Source organism: Labrys methylaminiphilus subsp. lupini (assembly GCF_051161885.1).
In the GTDB taxonomy this organism is placed as follows: Bacteria; Pseudomonadota; Alphaproteobacteria; order Rhizobiales; family Labraceae; genus Labrys.
In genome coordinates this window covers 47,109-73,567 of the sequence record NZ_JBMDIH010000002.1, presented here as the reverse complement: position 1 = coordinate 73,567, position 26,459 = coordinate 47,109, and the positions used below count along the sequence as shown (strand labels likewise).

The following is a 26,459-nucleotide window of genomic DNA, read 5'->3' as shown; positions in this document are numbered from 1 at the left end:
ATGAAGGCTCGGCCTTCATCGCACAGACATACAAAGTGGGAGATGGTGGAAATGAGTTCGCGAAACGGTGATGGCCCGGTCTCCTATCAGCCGCGAGTCCTGCCGCTTCCCCTGATCGAGGTTGCCGGTCCTCCGCGGGAAAGGGGCCGGCAATATGGCGAGCAGGCTGCCGCGCGCATCCGGCACGGCATCGAGCATTACTCGGCGCAGCTGGAGGCGGCCAAACTGCCCTGGAACGAGGTGGAGGGGCTGGTCTCGCGCTTCGAGCCGACCATCCGCGAATTCGCCCCGGCCTATATCGATGAAATGCACGGCATCGCCGAAGGCGCGGAGCTGCCCTATGCGGCCATCGTGCTGCTGAATGCCCGCACCGAAATTCTCAAGCTCGCCGAAATGCGGGAGAACGGCATCGTCGCGCCGCTCGAAGCCGATGGCTGCACCGGCGCTGTCGTCCTGCCCCAAGCCACCGCCTCGGGCCGCCTGCTCCACGCCCAGAACTGGGACTGGAAGGCCGAATGCGCCGAAACCGCCATCGTCCTGAAGATCCGCAGCGAGGACGGCCCGGACATCCTTACCTTCACCGAGGCAGGTGGGCTTGCGCGCAGCGGCTTCAATTCCGCCGGCATCTCCATCACCGCCAATTATCTGGAGACGGATCGCGATTATCGCCGCCTCGGCGTGCCGCTGGCTCTGATCCGGCGCAAGGTCCTGGAGCAGAAGCGCCTGGCCCTGGCCATGCACGCCGTCTACGCCACGCCGAAATCGGCGGCCAACAACATGATCGTTGCCCAGGCCAACGGCATTGCCATCGACTTCGAATGCGCCCCCGACGAGACCTTCCAGGTGCTGCCGCAAGCCGGGTTGATTGTGCATGCCAACCATTTTCAGAGCCCGGTCGCCTTGTCCAAACTGGTCGATCGCGGCATTGCCGATACGCCGGACTCGCTCTATCGGGACCTGCGGGTGCGGGCGCTGATCGAGCCCCATCTCGGCGCCGTCACCATGGATCATGTCAAGGCGGCCCTGTTCGACGATTTTGAAACGCCTTGGGCCGTCTGCCGCCCGCCGCACCGGGAGGGCTCCACCAATCTTTCGGCGACCGTCGCCATGATCGCCATGGAGCCTGCGCTCGGCGTGATGGAAGTGGCGATGCTGCCGGCGCTCAACCGCAGCTTCGAAACCTATCGCCTCGACATGAACATCCACGTGCCGGGCAGCGGCGTCCTGCCCCGGCATGCCGCCTGATACGCCGAGGCGGCGCAGACCGTCCGGTTCATTCCACCATCCCGACGACAAATCGCATAGGGAACTGACATGACGAACTTTCGGACCCTCGCCTGCGGTCAGATCTTTACTTGCGGATTGGCAGCCCTCGGGCTGCTGGCCGTAGCGCCGGCTGTGGCCCAGCCGCGAGATGTGCTGCGCATCCAGCTCAATGCCGATATCCGTTCGACCGATCCCGGCATCAATCGCGACGCCAATTCCGACGCGGTGGTGATGAATGTGCTGGAGGGCTTGGTCGCCTTCCGCGAGGATGCCACGGTGGGGCCGATGCTGGCGGAGAGCGTGGAGACGTCGGCGGATGGGCGCAGTTACACCTTCAAGCTGCGCAAGGGCATCACCTTTCATGACGGTACGCCGCTGACCGCTGCGGATGTGCTGTTCGACTGGCAGCGCTACATGGCGCCGCAGAACAATTGGCGCTGCCTGCCGGAATTCGACGGCAGCGGGCGCATGAAGGTCACTGGCGTCGAAGCGCCCGATCCGTTCACCGTGCGCTTCACTTTGGCCGAACCCTCGGCCCTGTTCCTGACCACGCTGGCGCGGGTCGATTGCGGCGGCACCGGCATCTATGCGCGTAGCTCCGTCGGTGCGGACGGCAAATGGATCAAGCCTGTCGGCACCGGCCCGTTCAAGTTCGGGGCCTGGGTGCCCGGCCAATATATCGACTTTTCCCGCAACGATGCCTATGCACCCTTGCCCGGCAAACCCGACGGCTATGCCGGCAACAAGACGCCCAAGGTCGCCGGCGTGCGCTTCATGATCATTCCCGATCCCTCCGCAGCCAAGGCGGCCCTGCTCTCGGGCGGCATCGACGTCATTCCCGACATCGCCGTCTCCGACATGGCCGAGCTGCGCGCGAACGCGGATGTGAAGGTGCAAAGCAAACCCACCATGGAGCTCAACGCCATCCTGTTCCAGACCAAGGACCCGCTGCTGTCGGATCCGCGCATCCGGCAGGCGCTCGCTTTGTCGCTCGACGTGCCGCAGCTCGTCCAGGCGGTCACCGAAGGCGAGGGCAAGCCGAACCGGTCGCTAATCCCGGTCAGCTCGGCCTATTACGGCGAGCCCGAGGCGAAGATGCCGGAGCGCGACCTCGACGCCGCCCGGAAATTGCTGGCCGAGGCAGGCTACAAGGGTCAGCCGATCCGGATGCTGACCTCCAAGCACTATCAATATCTCTATGACATGGCCGTGCTGGTGCAGGCGATGGCCGAGGAGGCCGGTATCAAGATCGAGCTCGAAGTGCTCGATTGGGCGACCCTGCTCGACCACTACACCAAGGGGGACTACCAGGCCGCGGCCTTCTCCTATTCGGCCCGGCTCGATCCGTCCCTGTCCTTCGACATGGTCAGCGGCGACAAGGCCAAGGCGCCGCGCAAGGTCTGGGACAATCCTGCCGCCCTTGCTTTGCTCAAGCAGAGCACGCAGATCGCCGACAAGGCCCGGAGGCAGGCGCTGATCGACCAGATGGAGACGATGTTCCGCACCGACGTGCCGATGATCGCGGTCTACAATCCCGCGGCCAAGGGGGCAACGCGCGCCAATGTCGAGGGCTTCGAGGTCTGGTCTCTCAGCCAGCCCAGGGGATGGGGCGTGACGCTGAAATAGCATCTCCTCCGACACCCCCGCCTGGCGAGGTAGCTCAGCAATGAAAGCACTGGCTCTCTATGTCGCACGACGGATCCTGTGGGCGATCCCGACGCTCCTGCTCGTCGCCGTCATGGTTTTCGTGCTCGTCCGGCTGATCCCGGGCGATCCGGCCCAGGTCGCGCTCGGCGACAATGCCAGCGAGGCCCAGCTTGAGGCGCTGCGTATCGGCATGGGGCTCGACAAGCCGATCGTCGTGCAGTTCTGGTACTGGCTCCAGCACATGCTGCAGGGCGATCTCGGGCAGTCCATCACCAATGGCCAGGCCGTGCTGCCCTTGATCGTCGATCGCTTCAAGGTCTCGGCCATCATCGTGCTGGCCGCCGTCTTCCTGGCCGCCCTGCTGGCGGTGCCGGGTGGATTGCTGGCGGCCTGGAAGCAGAATCGGGTGGCCGATCTCGCCATCGTCTCCAGCGCCACGCTGCTCTTGTCGATCCCGAGCTTCTGGCTGGGCATGATCTTCCTGCTCGTCTTCGGCGCCAAGCTGCACTGGCTGCCGGTGGTAGGCTATGTGCCCTTCTCGCAGGATGCCGGCCAGGCCCTGCTCTATGTGATCCTGCCGATCGCCACGCTGGCGCTGATCGAGACGGGCGTGCTGACGCGGATGTCGCGCGCCAGCGCCATCGAGGTGCTCAGGCTCGAATATGTCATGCATGCCCGGGCGAAGGGACTGAAGGAAAGCCGGGTGCTGCTGCGGCATGTCCTGCCCAATGCCTTCGCGCCGACCTGGACCGTGATCGGCCTCACACTCGGCAATCTGCTCGGCGGCATTGCCGTGCTCGAGACGGTGTTCACCTTGCCGGGGCTCGGGCGGCTCATGGTGGATTCGATCTTCTCGCGCGACTACCCCGTCATCCAGGGCTGCCTGCTGATGACGGCGCTGATCTATGTGCTGGTCAACCTGGTGGTGGACCTGTGCTACCCGCTGTTCGATCCGAGGGTCTCGGCGACATGAGCTTCCTTCGCATCCCCCGTTTTCGCTTCAATGCTGCGCTGGGCAGCGTCTTCGTCGGCGTCGTGGTGGCGATGGCATTGCTGTCGCTGGTCTGGACGCCCTATCCGCCGATGAAGGTGCATTTCGCCGCGCTGCTCAAGCCACCCTCGGCCGCGCATTGGCTCGGTACCGACAAATATGGCCACGACGTCCTCTCCGGCGTGATGGCCGGGGCGGCGATCAGCCTGGGCATCGCCTGCCTGTCCGTCGGCTTTGCCGTGGTGGTCGGTACCACGCTCGGTCTCCTCGCCGGCTATCTCAAGGGAACGGCCGACCGTATCCTGATGGTCGTCAGCGACGCCCTGCTGGCCTTTCCCGGCTTGCTGCTGGCGCTCGGCGTCATCGTCATCGTCGGGCGCGACCACAGCGTCGGGGCGATCGTGCTGGCTCTCGGCCTCGCCTATACACCCTCCGTGCTGAGGGTAGTGCGCGGCACGGTGATGTCGGTGCGCGAGCGCGAATACATCGAGGCCTCGCGCGTGATCGGCAATTCCGAATGGAAGACAATGGTCAAGCATGTGCTGCCCAACTGCCTGGCGCCGATCATCGTGCTGGCGACCTCGATGCTGGGCTGGGTGATCCTGTCCGAAAGCTCCCTCAGCTTCCTCGGCCTCGGAGCGCCGCCGGAGATGGCGAGCTGGGGCAACATGCTGGCGGCGGCCCGGCCCTATATCGAGCGGGCGGCCTGGCTCGGCATCGCGCCCGGCCTGTGCCTCGCTTTCACGCTGCTCGGCATCAATCTGATGGGCGATGCCATCCGCGACCGCTTCGATCCGCGCATGGAGGGACAGCGATGAACGAGACGATCGCAAACCCGCTGCTCAGTGTGCGCGGCCTCACCATGGAGGGGCCCGGCGGCCTGCGCATCCTCAACGACGTCGGCTTCGATGTCGGGGCTGGAGAAATCGTGGCGCTGGTCGGCGAATCCGGCAGCGGCAAGACCATGGCGGCGCGCTCCGCCTTGCGGCTGATACCCCCGCAGGTGCGTCGCATCGCTGGCGAGGTCCTGTTCGAGGGACGGGATGTCGATGGCTTGAGCGCGGAGGCGATGCGCCGGTTGCGCGGCGGCTCGATCGGCATGATCTTCCAGGAGCCGATGGTCTCGCTCAATCCGGCCATGACCATCGGAGCCCAGCTTGCCGAAGGCCTGATGCTGCATCGCAAGGTCACGGCGGCCGAGGCCGATCGTCTGGCCTGCGAGATGCTGGCGCGGGTGCAGATCAAGGATCCCAAAGGCTGCCTGACCGCCTATCCGCACCAGTTTTCCGGCGGCATGCGCCAGCGTATCATGCTGGCCTCGGTGATGCTGTTGAAGCCGAAATTGCTGATTGCCGACGAACCGACCACGGCGCTCGACACGCTGTCGCAGCGCGAAGTGCTCCGGCTGATGGTGGAACTCACCCAGACCGAGGGTACGGCGGTGCTGCTGATCACCCACAATCTCGGCCTGGTGGCGCAATATGCCGATAAGGTCGTGGTGCTGCAGCGCGGACGGCTGGTCGAACGGGGCGGCGTGGCCGAGGTGCTGACCCGTCCGCGTCAGGCCTATACGCGAGCCCTGCTCGATGCCTTGCCCAGGCGCGAGGACAACCGCGCGCCGGTTCCCGACGCGCCCGCCCTGATCGAGGCGCGCGAGGTCAGCGTGCGTTTTCCGGGCTCTGGCGGGATGTTCTCGTCGACCCCTCCCAAACTGGCCGTCGACGGCGTGTCTCTGGCCGTGCGCCCCGGCGAAGCGGTAGCGGTGGTCGGCGGCTCCGGTTCCGGCAAGACCACGCTGGGGCGGGCGATGATCGGCCTACTGCCTTTGGCCGGCGGCGAGGTCGCCTTTCGTGGCGAGCCGATGGCCGGGGCCGAGCGGGCGCGCCAGCGCGATTTCCGCCTCAATTGCCAGCTCGTCTTCCAGGATCCCTATTCCTCGCTCGATCCGCGCCAGCGCATCGGCGATATCGTCGCCGAACCCCTGGCCCATGGACCCAGGCTCAGCCGGGCAGAGCGGCGCGAGCGGGTGGACGCCATCCTCGCCGAGGTGGGACTCGCCGGTTTCGCCCAGCGCCTTCCCCATGCCCTGTCGGGCGGCCAGCGCCAGCGCGTCGCCATTGCCCGGGCGGTGGTGCGCAACCCTGCCTTCGTGGTCGCCGATGAGCCGGTGTCGGCGCTTGACATGACCATCCAGAAACAGGTGCTCGAGCTGTTTCGGCGCCTGCAGGACAAGCACGGCTTTGCCTGCCTTTTCATCTCGCACGACATGGCGGCCGTCTCGCAAGTCGCCGACCGCATCGTGGTGATGAAGGACGGCCGGATCGTCGAGCAGGGCAGTGTCGCCGAGATCTTCGACCGGCCACAGCACGCCTATACGCGCGCCTTGCTTGAAGCGACGCCGTCCCTGGCCGTCCCGCAGGCGATGTCGGCCTGAGGCGCCGTCGCCCCGCGTCTGCCAGGCTGCCGCCGCCATACTTCTCATCGTCAGCAACTGCGATGGGACGGATGGCGCAAATATTTGACCTCGGCGTCGGCGACCTCCGCCTGGTCGCCGCCCGTTGACCAGGCCAGCGGCGAGGCCGGCGGCTCGACGTCGAAAAAGGGTTGGCCAAGCAGAGCATTGGCGATTACCGCGCTGCGCCACGCCATCAAGCTGAGCTGGGGTTCGGCGATGCCATGGCTGATCAGCCCGGCATTCAACGCGAAGATGCGGTTGTCGGCCGGGCCGTCCCATTTCACTGAGAAGTCGGCATCCAGCCGCAGCCGGCCCGTTCCGTCGATCGCGATGCGGTCCTGGATCGGCGCGATGCAGTCGGGCAGGCGATAGCTATAGCCCGTGGCCAGCACGATCACGTCGGCCTGGCTGAATTCGATGCCGCCGTCGAAGCCATTGCGCATCACCAGCCGGAAGCCGCCGGCGTTCTGCTCGACATCCAGCACTTCGCGATGCGGCATCAGGCGGGCCTGGGGGCCGCCGCGCTCGATATGGCGCAACGTGTAGAGGCGTTGGTAGATTTGCGACAGCGTGGAGGCCGAAACGCCGTCGCCCGCCAGTTTCTCGCGCTCCACGGTGGACAGGCGCCGCCCCTCGGCGAGGTTGTGGAAGTTGCGCACATAATGCGGCGTGAACAATTCGTTGGTGAAGGGCGTGGCATCGAGCGGCTGGAAGTTTGGGCGCAGGCTGATCCAGTCGACCGAGGCCGCGGCGGCTTCGCCCGCTCCGAGCAGATGAAGCAGGATCTCCGCGCCGCTCTGGCCACCGCCGATCACCGCCACGCGCTTGCCCGCGGCACGGGCGAGTTCGAAGGCGGCGCGCGAGGAGTGGAAATGGTTCTGGCCGGTCAGCTTGCGTACGAAGTCGGGCTGGTAGGGCTGCAGGCCGATGCCGAGTGCGACATTGCGGGCTTCGACCGTGCCGTTGCCCGTCTGCAGGATGAAGTGGCGGCCATCGAAATCGAGGCCCTGGACGTCTTCGCCAAAGCGCAGGTTGTCCAGGCCCTTGGCGACCCAGGCCAGGTAATTGGCGAATTCCTGGCGCGGAACATCGGCGAATTCGGCATTGATGAAGTCGTAGAAGCGCCGATGCGCGACGAGATAGGCGATGAAGCTCCACGGACTGGTCGGATTGGTGGCCGTGACCAGATCCTTCAGGAACGAGGTCTGCAGCGTCACGTCGGGCAGCATCATGCCCGGATGCCAGTTGAAGCGCTCGCGCTTCTCGAAGAAGGCGGCTTCGACGCCGTCGATGGCATCGAGCTGCGCGGCCAGGCTGAGGTTGAATGGGCCGATTCCGATGCCGGCGAGGTCGAGCGGATTGCGCTGTGTCATGCCTGAACTCCTGCGGATTTGTCGGCGAAACTGCGGTCCCGGAGGGGGCGGGATTCGCGTTCGGCGAGGTGAAGGGGGTTGTCGAGTTCGCTGCCCAGGCTGGGTACCGGGCGGCGGTTGGCGTCGCCATAACCGATGGCGAGCCGGACGCGGTTGATGCAGATGCGCGGCACCTTCGGCGTGAAGAGATCGAACAGCTCGAAGCGGTCCGCCAGATCGGGATGGCGCGCCTGATAGAGGCGCAGGCGCCGCGCCAGCACGCCGTAGAACTCGATTTCCGGGAAACGATCGTGGCTTGCGAGCGTATCGGAAAGGAAACGCAGCACGCTGGCGAAATGACCGGTCTGCAGGTGCTGCAGGAGATGCGCCGCCGGCCGCTTCAGCAGGGTGTCGCGGATGGCGGGCTCGAGGTCGGCGGCCTCCGCGAAGGCCTGGTCGACGAGGTCGACGTCGCCCTGCAGGTCCTTCAATGCGACACCGCAGGGCACGCTACCTTCGAGCAGCAAGGTGATGTTCTGGCCATGCGCGATGAAGCCCACGCCATAGCGGCAGAGGAAGTGGTAGAGCGGCAGGACCACGGCATCGAACAGGCGCGCCAGCCATTCCGCATGCGACAGGCCCGATGCCGCGATCAGGGCAGCCGCGAGCGGCACGCCGGCAAAGTCGCTCTTGATGAGGGCGCCGAGCATCAGCGGGCGCCGGCCGGCGGCGAGGCCTGCTTCCGGGCTCTCGCGCCAGATCACACCCAGCATTTCGCGGAACTGGTAGGGAGCGTCGGCGATGCGTTCGTAGAGGGGGTGAGGATAGAAGGCACCCGCGCATTCGCGCAGCACCAGCGCGTTGGCAAGCTCGGGATCCTGCCTGGTCTTGTCGGCGAGCCAGTTCGAGAAGGCCGGCCCGATCGTCATGTATTTGCCGGGCACGCCGCGCCAGGCCGAGGTGTTGAGGATGGTAAGGGAGAGCTTGAGGTGGAGCTTGGCTGGCGAGGCCGCATTGGCGAGGGTGCGCAGGGACTGCAGGGGACGATAGGCATCGCCGAAGAGCCCGAGCGGCACGATACGTCCGGCCGCCATTTCGCCGGCGAATTGCGCCAAGATCATGTTGTCCCACTGCCAGGGATGCACGGGCAGGAGCATGAAACGGGTCGGATCGAGGCCCGCTGCCTTGCAGGCGGCCAGCAGCCTCTCGCGCTCCTCCTCGCCAAGGGAGGCAGCGAGCAGCGCCTCTTCGTCGATGTCCCCGGCCAGGCTGAGGCGGCAGCGGCTGCGATCCGCGGCCAGCCAGAACAGCTGGAAGGTGGGCTGGAACTCGGGCGCGTAACGGGCGAAGTCCTCCAGGCCCCAACCGATCCGGCCCTTGCTGGCCGGCGCCTTGGGATGGCCGTCGAGATAGGCCTGGATCTGGTCATCCGGCAGGGTGAGCAGGTGTTCGCTCTCGCCGGAGCCCGCCATGGTCGCGATCCGGGCATCCGCCAGCAAGGTGCTGAACAGCTCCTTGGCGTAGATGCACAGCGTGTCCGGCTCGATGTCCAGGGTTTCGCGGGCATCGAGCATGAAGCCGGCGGCATCGTCGGCGGGGCACAGGGCGGCGCCCTCCTGCCGCATCAGGCTGGCTGTATCGATCGACAGGTTGCCCCAGATGCGGCGCACAGCCTTGAAGCGGTAGGCGACCCCACCGCCCAACCGCAGGATCCACTGGGTGGCCTCGGCATTGGTTGGCTCGGGCGCGAGGCCCTCCTCGAAGGCGAGTTCGCTGATCGCCTTGGCGATGACGGTCCGGTTCAGCGCCAGCCAGAGCCCGGCATCGATCGGGCTGCCATCGGGCAGGGGTCCAAGGGTTGGCGTGCCCTGGATCATAACACCACCTCCCGGAAGAAGCGCTCGCGCTGGCAGCACACCAGCGCTGCGCGCTTATGCGGGAAGTCGAATTCCTTCACCTTGTCATAGGCGGTCTGGGCGCAATAGCTCAGCATCTTCTGGTGCGAGGCGCGCGGCTCGCCGACCACCCGGTGCGTGCGCGCCTCGTCGAGGAACAGGCTATGGGTCACCGAGCGGAACCAGGTGCCGGTCTTGGCGCGGCCGAGGTGGCGGGAATTGCCGATCAGGCCGTGCCAGCCGCGATCGTAATCCTCCGCGTCGTAGAAGGGGCCGAGCCGGTCTTCCTTGGCCCAGTAGAATTCAAAATAACCGGAGGGCTCGTCGCCCAGGCTGCCGACCGCGCCGAAGATATGCGGATCGGCTTCCTGCTCGGCGAGATAGCGATCGAGCTCGGCCTCGCTCTGGGCCAGCTCCCAGAAGAAGGCGACGCGCGGCTGGTTCATCCAGCCATGAAAAAGCTTGAGATCGCGGCGTCGGTCGATGGCCCGTATCGACAGCGTGGTTCCCAGCTCCGGAATCCAGCGCCGGTAGAAGGTGCCGGTCGGCTGCGGCGGCCGCAGGGGCGGCAGGCGGTCCTGCGGACCGATGGCAGAGCGGATCTCGGGAAAGGCGCGCAGCCCCTCCGGACGATGCCAGAGCAGGGGCAATTGGTAGAAATGCTCGCGGGCGATGCGCACGGCACTTGCGCCGGCGGCCTCGTCCGTCACCGTCTGCGCGGCAAGGGCAAGCAGCCCCGGCTTGAAGGCGACGTCGGGCAGATGCAGGGTGGCCATGGCGGGGAAGGCCTGAAAGGCCGCCTCTACCAGGATGGCGATGACATGGACATCGCCGGGATAAGTGGCATCGGGTTGGTGGATGGCAAGGATGCCTGGCCCGCCCCCTTCGGGCGCGCGCAACCCGGCCCGCCCGATCGTCGCCGGGCCGGCCTGGGCAACCAGCGCCAGGGTACCGTCTGGCTGCAAGCGGCTCTCGATAATAGCCTCGCCGTCGAGGCCGAGGGGCCAGTGCCGGCTCGGTGCCGGGGAAGCGGCAATGTCGGTGGGATCGATCTTCATCTGCAGGGTCATGCTGCGACCTCCGCAATGGGGTTGCGTAAGGGCACATAGCCGGCGAGAGGATCGGTCACCTCGGTGTTTTCATTGATGTTGCGGAAGCAGATCATGAAGTTTCCTTTGCTGCCGAGCGTCGGCGCGGTGAGGAGGTAGGTGAGGCAGGTCTTGTCGGCGAGCGGGAGGGCGGCGAGTTCCTGGAGGAAGGCGCGCAGATCGCCGATCAGGACGTCCTCGGCGATGAGACGCGAGGTGCCGAGCGCCCCGATCACCGCGAAGACCGAATTGACGAGGAGGTAATAGCCCACGAGCTGGGCCGCTTCGTCCGAGTTGAAGACATGGCCTGCCTTCATCGGACTGCCGGGAGCCTTCCTGGCGAGCTCGGGCAGGAATTCGCGGATATATCCGGTGCCCTGGCAGTCACGGAAATGCACGGCCACCGGCCAACCTTCGGCAAGTTCCACCACGATGTTCTGTTGGTGCGCGCCGAAGAGCAGACCGATATCGGCCTGGATCAGCAGGAAGGGCGCGACGACCTTGTCGAGGAACTGGCGGAACCAGCGGCGCGCCACCGCGGCGGGATCGGCCGGTTCCTGCCCGGCAATGCGCCGGATGATAGCGGCAAGGGCGCTGTCATGCCCGTCGGGATAGATCTCGCAAAGAGCAGCCAGCACGGCGGCCGGTGGCTGGCCTGCCCCCTTGAAGGGGTTTTCGCGCAAGATCACCGTAGTCTGTGGCAGCGCCTGGCCACCGGCATCCCGCAGCAGCAGATAGGCGGGTTCGCCCATCACCTTGAAGCTCGGGAAACGCCGGGCGATGGCTTGGCCGACTTCGCCAGCCAGAAGGCGGTCGATCTCGATGCCCCGCTCGCATTCGCGGGTTTCGATCACCCGGCGCGAATTGGTGAGGCGCAGGCTCAGCGAGAATTTCAGCATCCAGTCGGCATGGGAGGCATGGATGGCGCGCAGCGAGGAGGTCGCCTGCCAAAGCGAGCCGGCGTGGCCGAGATCCTTCAACAGGCCCCGGCGGAACAACCCGTCAATGGCCGGATCGAGCGCCAACTGGGCCGCCTGCCAGGGATGCATCGGCAGAAGAACGCGGCCCTTGGCGGCCTGCACGATTTCGGGATCCATCGCGGGGTCGCCGGCGGCCAGGCTCTGGCAAAGCTCGGCCGCGGTCTGGGAGCGCGAACTGTCCTGGCGCACCAGAGCGGAATCGGCGGCCCACCAGCGCAAGGTGAATCCGCGCCGGTATTCGGGAGCGAAGCGCCTGGAATCCTCCAAGGTGAACTGGTCCCGGCTGCGCGGGGTCGGATGCACGGCATGGCCGAAGCGCAGCGAGCCCTCCGCCTCGGCGAAGCTGGGGTCGCGCCGCGCGAAATAGGCATCGGGGGACGGGACGCTCGCTGCCACATCTTCGATGTTCCGGATGCTGTCGAGCACTCGCGACAGGAAGGTCAGGCTCCTGTCCTTGTCGCCGCTGCCGACGATGTCCGGTTCACTGGCAAGGAGGAAGACGAACTCCTGGAAGCTGATCGGGCGCGGCGGCGCCGTCCCTGAGAATTCCAGGAAGGGCGGTCGGAAGCCGTGATAGGCCGCCCGCGATCGATGCGTCATCTCGATGGCGACGTGGCCGCCCCGGCGCGGCAGGGGAAAGCGGGCAAGAAGGCGACCGCCGCAGGCGCTGCTCTCTTCATCTTCCACTGTCCAGCCCTGCCATTCGCGCATCAGGCTGTTCAGGAAGGCGCGCGTGGAGACGTCATGGGCGGTATCGATGGAACGTCTGATCAGGTCGATGGCGTTCATGGTGTTCCTCTTCAGCAGAACTCCAAATTGCAAAGCAGTTATATAAATTACTACTTGTACAATTTATAATATTTCTACGAGTTTTCTAAAATTACTGTTGAATTACCTAGAGTTTGTTTCTAGTTGGATCAAGGAAATTGTTTGGAGAAAAGCATGGCCGCCGATGCCGCCCCCTCTGTTTCGCGTGCGGACAGCCTTCGCCTGTCGCTGATCGCCGCCTCGTCGGGCTTCGGCCAGTCGGCCCTGCTGGCGCTGGTACCGATCGTCACGGAAAGGACGGGCCTGGCGTCGCCACAGATCGGCGCCGTTGCCTTCCTGGGCGCGGCGGTTTTCCTGGTGGCGGCCCCGCTCTGGGGGCATCATGGCGCGGCGTGGCGGATCAGGCCGTTCTTCGCCGGGCTCGCCTGCCTGATGGTTGCAGGCCAGGGCCTGTTCGCGGGCGCGCTCTATGTCGGTGTGCCCGCAGCCGCGCTCGGGCTGCTCCTGGTCTCGCGCCTGCTCTACAGTGTCGGTGCTGCCGGGGTGATGCCACACGCCCAGGCCGCCATCGTGCAGCGTAGCGCTGCCGAGCGCCGGCCGGCCGCGCTTGCCAATCTCAGCGCGGGCCTGAATGTCGGCCGCATCGCCGGTTCCCTGGTGACGCTGGGCGCAGGAGCCGGCGTCATAGTGCCTGTCGTCATGATGGTCGCCAGCCCGCTGCTGCTGCTGTGGGCGCCGAACCTGCCGGTCTCTCCCACGACCGGGAAGAAGAATGAAACCTCGAGCAGGCGCGCCAATATCCGGCGCGTCCTGCCGCTGCTCGCCGTCGGCTTTGCGCTGACCTTCGGATTCGGCCAGATCCAGCTCGTCCTCGGCCTTTTCCTGCAGCATCGCTTCGGCCTCGATGCCGTTGCCGCTGCGGGCCTGGGAGGCGCCACCTATGCCGCGGTTGCGGTCGCCATGATCGCGACGCAGATCCTGCTCGTGCCGCGCCTTGCCTTCCAACTGGGGCGCAACATGCGCTGGGGCGTTGCGGGCTTCGCACTGGGGTGCCTGGCCATCATCCTGGCGCCGCTCCCCTGGCTGGTGCCGGTCGGCGCGGTGTGGGCCGGCATCGGGCTGGCGGTGGCGACGCCCGCCTACACCGCCTGCCTTAGCCAGCGTGTTACGGTCCATCGTCAGGCGGGAGCCGCCGGCTGGCTCGCCAGCACCCACGCTGCCGGACAGGGGTTGGGCGCACTCTGCGGCGGCGCGGCCTTCGCCGTGTCGCCGGAACTGCCCTTCGCCGTGGCCGTCGGCATCGCGGTGATAACCTGCCTCGCCTTGCTGCGCCTGGATGACCGCGCCCAGGATGAGGTGTTCCGGGATGATGCTTCCCGGGATCATGGCGTGGCTCCCTGAGGGCGGGCCACGTTCGCCAGCAGCCGGATGGTGGCGAGAACGGCGATGGCCGAGAGGGCGGTGGCCAAGCCGAAGAGCGCGCCATAGCCCATGAGGTCAGCGAGCTTGCCCGAGATCAGCGACCCCACGAGATAGACCACCATCTGGGCGCAGGCCAGGATGGTGAAGTCGGTGCCGGGCTGGTCCGACGAAGTCACCGTCATGAACAGGCTGTAGAGCGCGACGATCTCCATGTAGCGGATGAATGTCTGGAAGCCGGCGGCGCCGAACAGGGGCCAGGAGCCGGTGACCAGGCCGAGGGCGTGGGCGGCGAAGAGGGCGAAGCACAAGGTGCGCAAGCCGCCGAGCAGGCCGAGTGTGGCGGCGGTGCCGCAGCGCTTGACCAGGAGTGCGGCGATCGCCGATCCGGCGAGGCCCGCCGTCGCCGCCGATATGCCGGAAAGATAGCCGATGCGGTCGAGCGGCACGCCGGCATCGACGAGGTAGGGGCCTTCCATCGCCTTCACCAGGCCCTCGCTCATCCGATAGATTAGCGCGATCCACAGCACGGTGCGGATTTCCGGGCGCCGGAGGAAGGCCATGATGGAGGGCCGCGTCAGCCGGTCGGACGGCGTGGCGGGTGCCTCCCACATGGCGAAGGCGGCGATCAGCGGCAAGGCCGAGAAGGCGGCGATGACCAGGAGCATGCCGGTCCAGCCGACATGGTGGTAGAGCACCAGGCCGAGCGTCCCGCCGATCACCACGCCGAAGGCCACCGAGCCGCCCTGGATGGCATTGCCGATGGGACGGTCCTCCGGTGCCAGATATTTGGCGGCATAGCCGTCGGTGGCGATGTCCTGGGTTGAGACCAGCAGCGCGGTGACGAGGCCGATCCCCAGAATGCCACCGACATGGGTGGGGCCGAGCGGCAGCAGCGCCAGGATGGAGGCGATCACCCCGAACTGGGTGATCACAACCCATCCCGCCCGATGCGCCCGGGCGAAGGGCCTGATGCGATCGACCAGGGGCGCCCACAGGAATTTCAGCACCAGCGGCAGGAAGAGCAGGCTGAGATAGCCGATCGCCGTGCGCGAGACGCCTGCCTCGCGCATGATGGGGGGCAGGGCGGCGGCGATCAGGTAGGAGGGGATGGCCTGGGCCAAATAGAGGCCGCCCAGCACCGCGAACAGACGCAGCCGGCCGGGCCTGGAGGCTGGGATATCCTGGACGAGCGCGCTCATGCCGTCTCCATATGCTGCGTGATGAAGCGCCTGGCCGCCTGTTCGTCGGAAGTCGCCGTCAGCGGTATCGACCACAGGCGCTGGAAGGTCTCGATCATGCGCGGGTTCGCGTCCGGCCGGACGATCGCGAGGGCGCGGCATTGCCGTTCGAAGCGTTCGCGCGTCGCCTTGAACCAGAGGGCCTGCTCGCGTTCGCCGGCCTGGGAGAGGCCGCCACCGCCGGCGAAGACAGCCAGCAGGGCAAAGGCGCTCTCGTTGCGGCCTATCTCGATCAGGGCGTCGAGATAGGCCCGCTCGTCCCGCTCCTCGTAAGGAGGCAGATAGCGCAGGATCATGAGCGGGCCGTGTTTGTCGAGCTTCACCATGATCAGAATGTCTTGCGATAGCCGAGCGTCACGGTGCGGCCCCAGGAATAAACAGGGAGGTTGCGCACGGAGGTGGCCGTGGGGTTCTGGAAGCGGGTATCGAACAAATTGTCGACGGACACATAGGCTTCGCCGCCCTTCACCGGCGCCGACAGGGCGACGTTCATGGTGGCGCCCGGCTTGATTTTGTAGCGGGTGCCCTTGAGGTCGATCGCCTTGTCGCGGCCGGAGAAGCCCTCGCCCTCCACGCGCACCGACACGCCATTGTCGAAGACGTAGCTGGCATAGAGCGTGCCGCGAAAGGGGGTGGCGATGCGATTGTTGGGCAGCCAGCTGTCGAGCTTGCCGTCCTTGTTGGAATCGTAGCGCCCCTCGCGATAGCCGAGCACGGTGCCGATGGTCAGCTGGTCGGTCCAGGCATATTCGCCGGTGAACTCGCCGCCATAGATGAATTCCTTCTGCTGCGAGATGCTGTTGGAAATGGGGTCGAAGGTCACGCCCTTGCTGGAGGTGGAGATGAAGCCCGTCAGGCTGCCCTTGAAGCGGTCATGGCTGCCGCGGATGCCGAGTTCGTAATTGTTGACGACCTGGGCCTCGGGACTGATGGAGGCGTAGGAAATGCTCGTGCCGGCCGGTAGGCAGTTTGGCCGGGTGAGAGGGCAGGCATAGGCGAGCGACAGGCCGGCACGGCGGGTATAGGCGCCGACATCGGGCAGAGCGAAGCCTTGCGAGAAGCCGCCGAAGATTTCGCTGGTGTCGGTCAGCTTGAAGGTGCCGCCGATGTTGAAGGTCGGCTTCGAATAGCTGAACTTTCCACCGGTGACGCGCAGGGCCGGCAGCACGAAGTCCTGATAGCCACGCGGATCGCGGCTGGAGGCGACGGCGGCATAGGCGGCCGGACGGGTGAAGTCGTCGACGTCGAGGGCGAAATGCTCAAAACGCACGCCGCCGCGTACGGTGAAGCGATCGGTCAGCGGCACCTGCAACTGGCCGAAGGCCGCGGAGGTCACCTGCTGCAGGGGCGTGAAGACATCCTGGCCGTTGGTCAGCGTCTGATGGGTCTTCTCGAGGATGAGATCGCTGCCCCAGGTGAGCTTGGCACCTTCCCAGATGGCATCGAGCGGGGTGTCGATGGTCAGGTTGATGCCGCCGCGATCCGAATAGAGTGTGGTCTGGTTGTCAGGGCTGGTTGGATTAGCGGGGTCGAAGGAGTAATAGACCTGTGAATTGTAGGGGAACGAAAAGGTCGAATAATTGAAGCGCTTCTTGATGTTGTTGTAGAAGCCGACGATGTTGAGGCTGCCGAGGGCGAAGTCCTTATCGGTGTAGCGAAGCGACAGGGACTTGGTGTCTTCGAGAACGCTTTGCCCCGTATAAGGCTGGAGATAGCTCGGCCGGGCATAGGGACCGGAATAGTCGGTCATGTAGCGTGGCGTCTGGTTGAAATAGTACCAGCCTGCCGAGAATTCGAGCCGCTTGGCGGCGTCGAAGTCATAGCCGAGCTTGGCGAGAAGGTTGACCCGGCCGAAGCGGTCGCCGCCACCCTGGCCCAGCATGGCATCGGACGGCAATTCCCGTCCCGAACCGTCATAGGTGCGCCGACCGAGATAGCCACTGCCGCTCAGGACATAGTCGAGCCCATTCTCGGCCTTGCCGGAGATGCTGGCTGACAGCTCCGGAGCGACCGAATCCACCGCATTCGCCGTGAAGGCACGCAGCGCCGTGTTCACGGTGATGCGGGGCTTGCCGGGCTCGGCCTTCCTGGTGATGAAGTTGACGGTGCCGCCCGTGGCGCCGGCACCATAGAGGCTGGAGGCGCCGGCCACCATTTCGATGCGTTCGATCGAGTTGAGGTCGATCAGGGACAGGATGCGCGAAACGTCCCGCAGCGGCGTGCCGAGGGGAACGCCGTCGACCAGCACGAGCAGGTCACGGCCGCGATAGCTCTCGGAGGCTCCCGACACCGTCTGGTTGGAAACCGAGAATCCCGGCACCAGCTTGGCCAGAGCCGCCGAGGCGCTGGAGCTTTGCTGGAGCTGCTTGTCGATCTCCTGCCTGTCGATCACCTGCACCGATTGCGGAATATCCGAGACCGATCTTTCAGCGCGGGCGGCGGTAACGGTGACCGGATCGAGCTCAATCGGCTCCTGCTGCGACTGCTGTGCCAGTGCAGGCGAAACAACCGATAGAAACATGGCCGCCGATACGGATATCTTGCGCATGATGAATTTTTTGACCTCCAGCCACTCTCGATCCAAATCTAAGTTATATTTGGCGGTATCAGGCGAATTCCTGTTGTATATTCGTAGTATATTCCCAGTTTATAACGATTATAATCTGGGAAGAGAAATCATATACTTCTGGATATCCGGCCTTCCGCATTCTATATTGACGAGCGGTCTTACTTGTCGCGTTACATGATTTCTTGGACTTGGGCGCATTGATTGATGGACTGAAGCGAACTGCCGGCGCAGACCACGCCGTTTTGCCGCCCCAGCAGGCCTATGCGGGAAGGCTCAGGCCTGTCTGGCTGCTTGGCCATGGGCTGACGGGCGAGGAACTGGCTCTGGTTGCATTGCGGACCAGCGGCCGCATGGCCTCGCAACGCAGGCTCGGCCCGTCGGACCCGGTCTTGCTCGGCGCCCGGGCATTGCTGCGCCTCGAGCCAGACATCGGTCCCGTCTCCTGCTTTTCCCCTTTCCAAGACCGAGAGCTCGTCCTGGATGCTACCGAACTCGGGGCGGGCGGGGTGCTGTTGCGCCCCTCCAACGGCCGCATGGAGGTGGAGCGGGGCGGGCAGCGCACGGTCGTCTCTGCCAGGGAGGCCATATTCCTGGCGGGCGGCGGGCCAGCCAGTCTGTGGCTACGGCATGTCGACCGTGTCGATTGTCTGGTCCTGGCGCGCGAGCGCATCACCGCGAGCATGCTCGAATGCTCGGCCAGTCTGCGAGTCTTCCCGCAAAACAATGACACGCTGGTCCTGCTCGGCAATTATGGCGCGGCGCTGATGCGGGGCCTGCTGCCGATGAGCGGGCCGGTGCTACTCCAACATGCCTGTGCCTATATGGGCGATCTCGTCGACATTCTGTGCGGCGAGGCCGAAGCTCAGGTGCTCCATACCGTGCAGGATCGTGCAGCCTCGCGGCTGAATGCCATCAAGTCGGATATCGAGGCCCATCTCGACGACCAGGCGCTCAACGCAAGTCAGGTCGCTCTGCGGCACGGCATCAGCACGCGCTATCTCCAGAAGCTGTTCGAAGGAGAAGGCGAGACTTTCTCGGAATTCGTGCTGCAGCGCCGGCTGGACAGGGCAATGCGTCGGTTGCAATCGCCCGACCAGGGCAAGCGTTCGATCAGTGAGATCGCCTTCGATGTCGGCTTCGGCGACCTGTCCTATTTCAACCGCACCTTCCGCAGGCGTTTCGATACCTCACCGCGCCTGGTGCGCGCCAAGCACCGGTCGGTGCTTGCCGAGCCTTTGAGGCCGGAATTGCCGGAGGCGGGCAGCCCCTGATCGCGAACCGTATCGGGGCCGCATCGATATCGGCGGCCCTGCTTCTCGGCACCTTGCTTCAGTGGGCGATGGCCGAGGGCGGCTTCATCCGGGTCATGGTATCGAGGGCGCAGGGGCTGACGGGAGCGATGAACAACCCGACTCGTGCAAGGGCCTTGGCAAGGGCAGTGGTGGCGTCGAGCGCCCGGTGCAAACCTTCGCTCTTCAGCAGATACGAAGCGGCATGAAGGAGCTGCACCCTGTCGTCGCGTTGCGCTGCATCGACCATGGCGAGTACCAGGCATTCGTCGCGGCACAGGGCACGGCAAGCCGCCGGCCGCCAACCGATCTCGGTATCGGCGGTCGCCCTGAGCGTACGCACGAAATGATGGAACTCGCCGAACAGCGGCTTGGCGTTTTCCTCAGGCATTTCGCGTGCCAGCCCTTCCCAGGCGATGTCCCAACAGGCGGCATCGCCAGTGGCGTAGCCGGCCATCCAGCAGCGATAGACGGAAAAGAGCAGGTTCTCGGCCGGGGCATCGATGTGATAGCCGACGGGGCGTGCGGCAGCGGGGCTGGGCAGGGTCATGATATCAGTCCTTCAATCCGCGGGGTTCAAGGTCCCGGCATTGGCAACGGCGCGCATAGGAGCATGCCGAACTGATTTGTTCAAGAAAATCTCTTGTTATTTCAATAGTTTATAGGAATTCCAGGGTGGGCGGAGACTCGCCTCACCTTGTGCTGTCCTGAGCGGTAGAGGTTAGCCATTCAGGGTTGCGCCGGCGGACCACAACTCGCGTTTCTCACGGTTGCGGACCTCGGCCGTCTGCGCGAGGACCCAGTCCCGGAAGACTCTGATCTTGGGCGTCGTGCGCCGTGCTTCGGCATGCACCAGCCAGTAGCCATCGCCATCCGACCCGGTGACGTCGAAGGGCTGGATGAGCTGGCCCTTGTCGAGGAAGGCCGTGTAGAGGTTGCACGTGAGCATCGCCGCGCCCTGGTCGGTGATCGCTGCAGTCGCCTCATAGGCCTGTGTGCCGAAGGTCGGGCCGTGGATCACGCGATCCGGCTCGAATCTGGCTCCTGCTGCCTTGAACCAGACCCCCCACCAGGGATCCTGCGGGCAGCACAGGGGAACCTTGTAGAGGTCCTCGGGTGCGCGGATGCCGCCGACCTTCTCCGCCAGTGCGGGGCTGAGCATCGGCGAATAGTCGGCCTTGAACAGGTAGTGCGCCGACAATCCGGGCCATTTTCCGGCGCCGACACGGATGCCGACATCCACGTTTTCGCGAGCGATATCGAGGGAGCGCGATGCAATGTCCATCTTCACGGCCAGATCGGGATACATCAACTGGAATGTTCCAAGCCGGACGGCAAGCCAGTTCGACGCGAAGGTATCGATCGTCGTGACGGAGAGCACTCCGGATGCGCCGCCCTTGGTTGCGAACCAGGCGTCCGACAGCGCCGAGAACGCGTTGGAGACGAGAGGGGCAAGTTGTTCACCGGCCTCGGTCAACGCGATTTGCCTTGTTTTTCTGATAAAAAGCGGTGTTCCAGCACGTTCTTCGAGAACCTTGATCTGATAGCTAGCGGCTGATTGCGTCATGCCGAGCTCCTCGGCGGCCTTGGTGAAGCTGCCAAGCCGCGCGGCGGCTTCAAAGACTCGAATGGCGCCCAGAGGCGGCAGATCCCAACGCATGATGCATCAATCCAGTTGATGCATACTACGTGACGTTCGATTGGAATCCAAGACTCGGCGGCGGCAGGATGTTTCCATCGCTCCAACCCGAAAGGACCACGAACATGACGAAACACATCAAGCGCTACAGGCTTTCGATCCTCGACTTTTTCGCCGCACCGTTCCGGTCGCGCGCCCACCGCCTGCTCTATCCCCGCGACCTCTGCGATGACCTGAAGCGCGACCTGGGCCTGATCGACGGAAACCGGGTTGTCGGGGGTGTCCGCTGGCGCTGACCCGCGCTGCCGACGCGATGTGACAGGATGGGGGAAGGCCCATCCGGAAGAAGAGGGAGGCCATTGTCATGAACAGGACGACCGAGGCGCTCGAACAGTGCCGCCAGACCATCCAATCCTATGAGGGCTGCGCGGATCGCTACTATGCCCGCATTCCCGAAATGCCGAATCTGCGCGACCAGGCGGCATTGCGGCGCACCGCTGAAATGGCAGGACGAGGCGGGTTGATCCTGGAGGTCGGATCGGGGCCCGGCCGCGAGGCGGATTTCCTGGAGACGCTCGGAGTCACGGTGCGCCGAACCGATGCGACCCGCCGGTTCCTCGAGTTGCAGGCCGCTCGCGGCAAGCATGGCGAATTGCTCAACATCGTCACGGACGATCTCGGCGGTCCCTATGATGCCGTCGTCGGCCTATGTGTGCTGATTCACGTTCCCCGCGATCGGATCGATCACGTGCTGGCCAAGGTCGCCGCATCGCTGCGTCCCCGTGCGCCTTTTCTCGTCTCGATGCGCGACGGCGACGGGGAGACCGTCGGGAACTTTCATACGGTCTATTGGCGACGTGATGCGTTTGCCTTGCGGCTCGAACAAGCCGGACTGACCTTGCTGTGGGACGAGTTTTCCATCGACCCGGATGGCGATCCCTGGAACACCTTCCTGGCCGTCAAGTCATGAATCGGGCGCTGCCGGGGTGTCGCAGGGGCTTCGCGGCGTTGACTTTCCCCACGCCCGGGCGCAGACGCGGAGGTTCCCGCGTTTTTTCTCGGTTTGCCTGTGATGCCCAGCCATAAAGTCATCTACGATACCGATCCTGGCGTCGACGACGCCATGGCGCTGTTCTTCCTGCATTACCATCCGGACATCGAGCTCGTTGGCATCACCACCTGCCATGGCAATGCACCGGTCGAGACGACCACCCGCAACGCCCTCTATCTCAAGGAGCGCTTCGGCATCGCGGCGCCGGTGGCGCGCGGGGCGGCGGGGCCGGTGACCGGCGATGACGCCCACCATGCCGCCGTCGTCCACGGTCATAACGGCTTGGGCGAAGTCGAAATTCCCGCGGATATCAAGGCCGAGGCGATCGATACGCCCGCCCACCGCTTCATCATCGAGACCGTGCGCAGGCACCCCGGCGAGATCACGCTGCTGGCGGTCGGACGCATGACCAATCTGGCGCTGGCCCTGCGCGAGGATCCGGAGATCGCCGGCCTGGTTCGCCAGGTGGTGGTGATGGGCGGCGCCTTCGGCTATCGCGGGCATCTGGGCAATGTCACGCCGGCCGCGGAAGCCAATATCCATGGCGATCCGCATGCCGCCGATGAAATGTTCGCCGCGCCCTGGCCTGTAGCCGTCATCGGCCTCGACGTCACCCACGAGGTGCTGATGCCGCAGGATTACCTGCGCCGGCTCAGCGAGGAGGCCGGCGAAGTCGGCCGCTTCATCTGGGACATCACGCGCTTCTACGAGAATTTCTATCTCGAGAAGGGGCTCGCCGGCATTTCCGTACATGATGCCTCGGCGGCGATCTATCTGGTGGCGCCGGAATTGTTCGAGACCCGCTCGGGGCCGGTCCGAGTGGTATGCGAGGGTCTTGCCTTCGGGCAGACCATCCAGCGGCCTGCCGAGATCGGCTTTCCGCCCAACGACTGGGATGGCCGCCCCAGCCACGCGGTTTGCGTTGAGGTCCAGGCGCAACCCTTGCTTGATCTCTACCGTCAGACCATCTTGCGCGCTGTGTAGGAAGGACCGCGGACATCCTGTCCGCTCAAATCCTTGCTCAGCCAGGCCTCGATACCCTTCGCTGCGGCCACTCCGGTGGCGAAGCAGGCCTGCAGCAAATAGCCGCCGGTCGGCGCTTCCCAATCCAGCATCTCGCCGGCGACGAAGACGCCGGGAGCCTTGCGCAGCATGAAATGGGTATCGACCTCGCCAAGCGCGATACCGCCGGCAGTGGAGATGGCGCGTTCGAGGCCGCGCTGGGCCGTCACCTGCAGGGGAACATGCTTGATCAGGCGGGCCAGGGTAGCAGGATCACGAGGCAAGGCATTGTTCGTGGCTTCGCGCAGGAGGCCGATGGCTGGCGGCGCCAGCTTGGCGGCCTTGCGCAGATAGGTCGAGAGAGACTGGCTGCCCTGTGGCCGGTCGAGCAAGCGAGCCAGCGCCGCTTCGTCGAGATCGGGACGCAGGTCGATGCCGATCTCGGCATGTCCATGCTTGGCGATCGCCGTGCGGACGAAAGGGGAGAGCGCGTAGATCACGCCGCCTTCCAGCCCCTGTTCCGTAATGACGGCCTCGCCGCGGCGCGTAGTGTCGGCAATGGAGACGGCGATGCGCTTGAGCGGTTCGCCAGCCGATTTTTCCGTAAAGGCGCGGCTCCAGGCGATTTCGACGCCGCTGTTTGCCGCGGCGAATTCGGTGACGGCGATGTCGCGTTCGCGCAGCAGAGGGGCCCAGCCGCCATCCGAGCCAAGCCGCGGCCAGGAGGCGCCCCCGAGTGCGAGCAGGGTCGCATCGGCCTTGCGGTGAAGAGGCGTGCCGTCCGGATCCAGGAAGACCAGAGAGCCGTCATCGTCCCACCCCGTCCAGCAATGACGGATGTGCAAGGTCACGCCGAGGTGAGCGAGCCGGGCGAGCCAGGACCGCAGCAGCGGCGAGGCCTTGAAGCTTTCCGGAAAGATCCGCCCGCTCGAGCCGACAAAGGTCTTTTCGCCCAGCCCCTCCGCCCAGGCGACGAGATCGCTGGGCGCAAAGGCGCGCAGGGTGGACTCGAGGAAGCTTCGTGCGGCACCGTAGCGGGCGAGGAAACCATCGAGATCCTCGCCATGGGTAAGGTTCAGCCCACCTCGGCCAGCCATCAGGAATTTGCGGGCAGGCGAGGGCATACGCTCATAGATGGCCACGCCATGCCCGGCCTCGGCCAGCTTTTCGGCGGCGATCAGGCCCGCTGGCCCGGCGCCGATGATGATGATGTCGCTCAAGTCGGCCACGTCCGTCTTTATTTCCCGTTCGCGTTGTGCTCACTGCCCTCATGGCATTCTCCTTCCGGCAAATCCAATATTTCGTGGCGGTGGCCGAGAACGGGGCGGTGTCCCGCGCCTCGCACGAGCTCTCCATCTCGCAATCGACGGTGACGGAGGCCATTCGGGAGCTGGAGGGCGATCTCGGTTTTTCGCTGTTCGACAGGCGTGCGCATGGCGTCGAGCTCACGCTGAAGGGGCACCAGTTCCTGCGCCATGCCCGCAAGATCCTCTCCGAGATCGCCGATGCTCGCCGCGCCCTGCGCTCGGACACGGCGCCGATCGAGGGGCGCCTCGCCGTCGGGGTGACGCCTTTGGTCGCCGCTTATGTGCTGCCTGACCTGCTCGCCCGTTTCCGCAGGGCATTCCCGCATGTCGCCGTCGAGATCATCGAGGATGGGCGTGATTATCTCGATCATCTGCTGGTCGGTGGGGAACTCGACGTCGCGGTGATGGTAGCGGGCACCGAACGCAGTTCGGCGGCTCTGCATGTCGAGACGATGGAGGCTTCGCCCTATCGCCTCTGGCTGCCGATCGGCCATCGCCTGGCCGAGGCCGAGAGCATCGGCATCGCCGATCTCGCCGAGGAGCCCTTCGTGCTGCTGATGTTGGACGAGATCGCGGAGGCGGCCGAATATGCCTGGCGGCGGGCCGGCGTGCGGCCGCCGGTGGCGATCCGCACCCGTTCGGTGGAGGCCGCCCGCAGCCTGGTGGCGACGGGGGCGGGGGTCGCCATCCTGCCCGATCTTACCTATCGGCCCTGGTCGCTCGAAGGCGACAAGATCGAGGCGCGCGACCTCGCCGAGGCGCTTTTGCCGGTAGAAGTGGTGATCGGCTGGCGGCGCGGTTCGCCGCTGGACGCCATCGCCACGCAATTCGTCGCCGTGGCGCGTACCTATCGGGCCGGACGCGGGCGCTGATTTCTTAGAAAAAGACGCGGCAGCAATGGCTTAAAGCAATGGTCCGCCATCACCCACGCGTGAATTTCAGCCGCCTCCACAGCGACGCAAAGCGTCCGACCACCATGGGATATAGCGAAACGATCCCTTGGTGCTGGTATCGATTTTTCCGATATCACCGATCTCCCGAATGGTGTGGCGTGTGTGGCTTTTCCAAGGCATGCTCGCCGCAATCAACAACGCGTCCTACATCCAAACGGCAACCGGAGGAACGATCAGCATGTCCAAATCTGGCGTGAAAAAGTCTCGATGGCTCAAGTCTCGATCGTTTCTGGCGCTGGCTGGCGTGGCGGCTCTGGCGCTGCCAGCCTTCGCTGCCGAAGTCGGCAAGGGGGAGGGCGAGGTCAATATCGTCGCCTGGGCCGGCTATATCGAGCGCGGCGAAACCGACAAGAGTTATGACTGGGTCACCGAGTTCGAAAAGAAGACCAGCTGCAAGGTCAAGGTGAAGGTTGCCGGCACCTCGGACGAGATGGTCACGCTGATGAACCAGGGCGGCTACGACCTCGTCACGGCCTCCGGTGATGCTTCTCTGCGCCTGGTTGCCGGCAAGAAGGTACAGCCCGTCGACACCTCACTCGTTCCCAGCTGGAAGACGGTCGACGAACGCCTTCAGAATGCGCCCTGGTTCACCGTCGAGGGCCAGCATTATGGCGTTCCCTATCAGTGGGGCCCCAATGTGCTGATGTACAACACCGAGGTGTTCAAGGAAGCGCCCAAGAGCTGGAGCGTGGTGTTCGAGCCGCAGAATTTCCCGGACGGCAAGCCCAACAAGGGCCGTATCCAGGCTTATGACGGGCCGATCTACATCGCCGATGCCGCGCTCTATCTCAAGGCCAAGAAGCCCGAACTCGGCATCAAGGATCCCTATGAGCTGAACGAGGAGCAATACAAGGCGGTCCTCGATTTGCTGCGCCAGCAGCACCCCCTGGTGCAGCGCTACTGGCACGATGCCAATGTGCAGTCCGACGACTTCAAGAACGAGGGCGTGGTCGCCTCCTCGTCCTGGCCCTTCATGGTCAACCTGCTGCAGGCGGACAAGAAGCCGATCGCCTCCGTTTTCCCCGAGGAAGGAGCGACGGGCTGGGCCGATACCACCATGCTGGCGGCCAACGCCGCCCACCCCAACTGCGCCTATATGTGGCTGGAGCATTCGCTCGAGCCCAAGGTGCAGGGTGACGTCGCCGCCTGGTTCGGTTCGCTTCCGGCGGTGCCCGCGGGTTGCAAGGCCAGCACGCTGCTCGGTGAGAATGGCTGCAAGGCCAATGGCTTCGAGAATTTCGAAAAGATCAGCTTCTGGAAGACGCCGGTCTCCAAATGCGAAAGCCAGGGGACCTGCGTGCCTTATCATCGCTGGGCCAGCGACTACATCGCCATCATTGGTGGACAATAAGGGGTGGCGGGTTTTATCCGCTCCATCGGCTAGGGCGCGCGCATCCGGCGCTTTCAAGACAGAGCGCGGAAATCCTTCCCCGGTTTCGGGGAAGTCGCACGCACAACTTGTGTACGCTGGGGCCGGGCCGGATGGAGGCGGGTGGCGCGACTTCGCCGCTCTGTCGTCCGTCCGACGCGACTCTACCCTACCCCTT

22 protein-coding genes are annotated in these 26,459 nt (G+C 65.1%); 12 read left to right on the top strand and 10 right to left on the bottom strand.

Annotated features, from left to right (window positions below; genetic code table 11):
- Window positions 1-51: 51 nt before the first annotated feature.
- The 5 genes from ACN6KF_RS26005 to ACN6KF_RS25985 all read left to right on the top strand — a co-directional run bounded on the left by ACN6KF_RS26005 (window position 52) and on the right by ACN6KF_RS25985 (window position 6,338).
- A complete protein-coding gene (locus ACN6KF_RS26005; RefSeq protein WP_434959820.1) occupies window positions 52-1,245 on the top strand; it encodes a C45 family autoproteolytic acyltransferase/hydrolase in 1,194 nt (397 codons plus the stop codon).
- A 69-nt stretch (window positions 1,246-1,314) separates the two neighbouring features.
- On the top strand, window positions 1,315-2,892 hold the full coding sequence (locus ACN6KF_RS26000; RefSeq protein WP_434959819.1) for an ABC transporter substrate-binding protein: 1,578 nt from the start codon (window positions 1,315-1,317) through the stop codon (window positions 2,890-2,892).
- 49 nt (window positions 2,893-2,941) lie between these two features.
- Window positions 2,942-3,886 (top strand): ABC transporter permease, encoded by a 945-nt coding sequence (locus ACN6KF_RS25995; protein WP_434961302.1) that lies wholly within the window; start codon window positions 2,942-2,944, stop codon window positions 3,884-3,886.
- Window positions 3,883-4,722: an ABC transporter permease gene (locus ACN6KF_RS25990; protein WP_434959818.1), complete on the top strand. Its 840-nt coding sequence runs from the start codon at window positions 3,883-3,885 to the stop codon at window positions 4,720-4,722. Before ACN6KF_RS25995 ends, ACN6KF_RS25990 begins: the two co-directional genes overlap by 4 nt.
- Window positions 4,719-6,338, top strand: a complete 1,620-nt coding sequence (locus ACN6KF_RS25985; RefSeq protein WP_434959817.1) for an ABC transporter ATP-binding protein — start codon at window positions 4,719-4,721, stop codon at window positions 6,336-6,338. Before ACN6KF_RS25990 ends, ACN6KF_RS25985 begins: the two co-directional genes overlap by 4 nt.
- 50 nt (window positions 6,339-6,388) lie before the next feature.
- Here ACN6KF_RS25985 and ACN6KF_RS25980 read toward each other — a convergent pair whose 3' ends face one another.
- The 4 genes from ACN6KF_RS25980 to ACN6KF_RS25965 are packed head-to-tail and all read right to left on the bottom strand — an operon-like array spanning window position 6,389 to window position 12,463.
- Window positions 6,389-7,732: a lysine N(6)-hydroxylase/L-ornithine N(5)-oxygenase family protein gene (locus tag ACN6KF_RS25980; RefSeq protein ID WP_434959816.1), complete on the bottom strand. Its 1,344-nt coding sequence runs from the start codon at window positions 7,730-7,732 to the stop codon at window positions 6,389-6,391.
- A complete protein-coding gene (locus ACN6KF_RS25975) occupies window positions 7,729-9,588 on the bottom strand; it encodes an IucA/IucC family protein (RefSeq protein ID WP_434959815.1) in 1,860 nt (619 codons plus the stop codon). The genes ACN6KF_RS25980 and ACN6KF_RS25975 overlap by 4 nt, the downstream gene beginning before the upstream one ends.
- Window positions 9,585-10,676, bottom strand: a complete 1,092-nt coding sequence (locus ACN6KF_RS25970) for a GNAT family N-acetyltransferase (RefSeq protein ID WP_434959814.1) — start codon at window positions 10,674-10,676, stop codon at window positions 9,585-9,587. Before ACN6KF_RS25970 ends, ACN6KF_RS25975 begins: the two co-directional genes overlap by 4 nt.
- Window positions 10,673-12,463 carry an IucA/IucC family protein gene (locus ACN6KF_RS25965; protein ID WP_434959813.1) on the bottom strand — a complete coding sequence of 597 codons (1,791 nt, stop codon included), beginning with the start codon at window positions 12,461-12,463 and terminating at the stop codon, window positions 10,673-10,675. Before ACN6KF_RS25965 ends, ACN6KF_RS25970 begins: the two co-directional genes overlap by 4 nt.
- A gap of 153 nt (window positions 12,464-12,616) precedes the next feature.
- Here ACN6KF_RS25965 and ACN6KF_RS25960 point away from each other — a divergent pair, with 153 nt between their 5' ends.
- Complete coding sequence (locus ACN6KF_RS25960; RefSeq protein WP_434959812.1) at window positions 12,617-13,843, top strand: MFS transporter; 1,227 nt, start codon at window positions 12,617-12,619, stop codon at window positions 13,841-13,843.
- Here ACN6KF_RS25960 and ACN6KF_RS25955 read toward each other — a convergent pair.
- Genes ACN6KF_RS25955 through ACN6KF_RS25945 form a run of 3 tightly spaced genes read right to left on the bottom strand, consistent with a single transcriptional unit; the run spans window position 13,825 to window position 17,650 of the window.
- On the bottom strand, window positions 13,825-15,063 hold the full coding sequence (locus ACN6KF_RS25955) for an MFS transporter (RefSeq protein ID WP_434959811.1): 1,239 nt from the start codon (window positions 15,061-15,063) through the stop codon (window positions 13,825-13,827). The genes ACN6KF_RS25960 and ACN6KF_RS25955 overlap by 19 nt on opposite strands.
- Window positions 15,060-15,428, bottom strand: coding sequence for a hypothetical protein (locus tag ACN6KF_RS25950; protein ID WP_434959810.1), 369 nt, complete (start codon window positions 15,426-15,428; stop codon window positions 15,060-15,062). The genes ACN6KF_RS25955 and ACN6KF_RS25950 overlap by 4 nt, the downstream gene beginning before the upstream one ends.
- Window positions 15,429-15,430: 2 nt before the next feature.
- The gene (locus ACN6KF_RS25945; RefSeq protein WP_434959809.1) at window positions 15,431-17,650 is read right to left on the bottom strand and encodes a TonB-dependent receptor; all 2,220 of its coding nucleotides are present in this window, start codon (window positions 17,648-17,650) and stop codon (window positions 15,431-15,433) included.
- Between the two features lie 209 nt (window positions 17,651-17,859).
- Here ACN6KF_RS25945 and ACN6KF_RS25940 point away from each other — a divergent pair, with 209 nt between their 5' ends.
- Window positions 17,860-18,942, top strand: a complete 1,083-nt coding sequence (locus tag ACN6KF_RS25940) for a helix-turn-helix transcriptional regulator (protein WP_434959808.1) — start codon at window positions 17,860-17,862, stop codon at window positions 18,940-18,942.
- Between the two features lie 58 nt (window positions 18,943-19,000).
- On the opposite strand, the gene ACN6KF_RS25935 is transcribed toward ACN6KF_RS25940, so the two are convergent.
- On the bottom strand, window positions 19,001-19,510 hold the full coding sequence (locus tag ACN6KF_RS25935; RefSeq protein ID WP_434959807.1) for a hypothetical protein: 510 nt from the start codon (window positions 19,508-19,510) through the stop codon (window positions 19,001-19,003).
- 171 nt (window positions 19,511-19,681) lie between these two features.
- A complete protein-coding gene (locus ACN6KF_RS25930) occupies window positions 19,682-20,620 on the bottom strand; it encodes a LysR family transcriptional regulator (protein ID WP_434959806.1) in 939 nt (312 codons plus the stop codon).
- A 104-nt stretch (window positions 20,621-20,724) separates the two neighbouring features.
- Between ACN6KF_RS25930 and ACN6KF_RS25925 the strand changes: the two genes are divergently transcribed.
- From ACN6KF_RS25925 to ACN6KF_RS25915, 3 genes are all read left to right on the top strand, one after another.
- Window positions 20,725-20,895 carry a hypothetical protein gene (locus tag ACN6KF_RS25925; RefSeq protein ID WP_434959805.1) on the top strand — a complete coding sequence of 57 codons (171 nt, stop codon included), beginning with the start codon at window positions 20,725-20,727 and terminating at the stop codon, window positions 20,893-20,895.
- 68 nt (window positions 20,896-20,963) lie between these two features.
- On the top strand, window positions 20,964-21,569 hold the full coding sequence (locus ACN6KF_RS25920; RefSeq protein WP_434959804.1) for a methyltransferase: 606 nt from the start codon (window positions 20,964-20,966) through the stop codon (window positions 21,567-21,569).
- 102 nt (window positions 21,570-21,671) lie between these two features.
- A complete protein-coding gene (locus tag ACN6KF_RS25915) occupies window positions 21,672-22,634 on the top strand; it encodes a nucleoside hydrolase (RefSeq protein ID WP_434959803.1) in 963 nt (320 codons plus the stop codon).
- On the opposite strand, the gene ACN6KF_RS25910 is transcribed toward ACN6KF_RS25915, so the two are convergent.
- Window positions 22,610-23,881: a BaiN/RdsA family NAD(P)/FAD-dependent oxidoreductase gene (locus ACN6KF_RS25910; protein ID WP_434959802.1), complete on the bottom strand. Its 1,272-nt coding sequence runs from the start codon at window positions 23,879-23,881 to the stop codon at window positions 22,610-22,612. The genes ACN6KF_RS25915 and ACN6KF_RS25910 overlap by 25 nt on opposite strands.
- Window positions 23,882-23,922: 41 nt before the next feature.
- On the opposite strand from ACN6KF_RS25910, the gene ACN6KF_RS25905 reads away from it, so the two are divergent.
- Window positions 23,923-24,831, top strand: coding sequence for a LysR substrate-binding domain-containing protein (locus ACN6KF_RS25905; protein WP_434959801.1), 909 nt, complete (start codon window positions 23,923-23,925; stop codon window positions 24,829-24,831).
- 259 nt (window positions 24,832-25,090) lie between these two features.
- Window positions 25,091-26,263 carry an ABC transporter substrate-binding protein gene (locus ACN6KF_RS25900; protein ID WP_434959800.1) on the top strand — a complete coding sequence of 391 codons (1,173 nt, stop codon included), beginning with the start codon at window positions 25,091-25,093 and terminating at the stop codon, window positions 26,261-26,263.
- Window positions 26,264-26,459 lie beyond the last annotated feature (196 nt).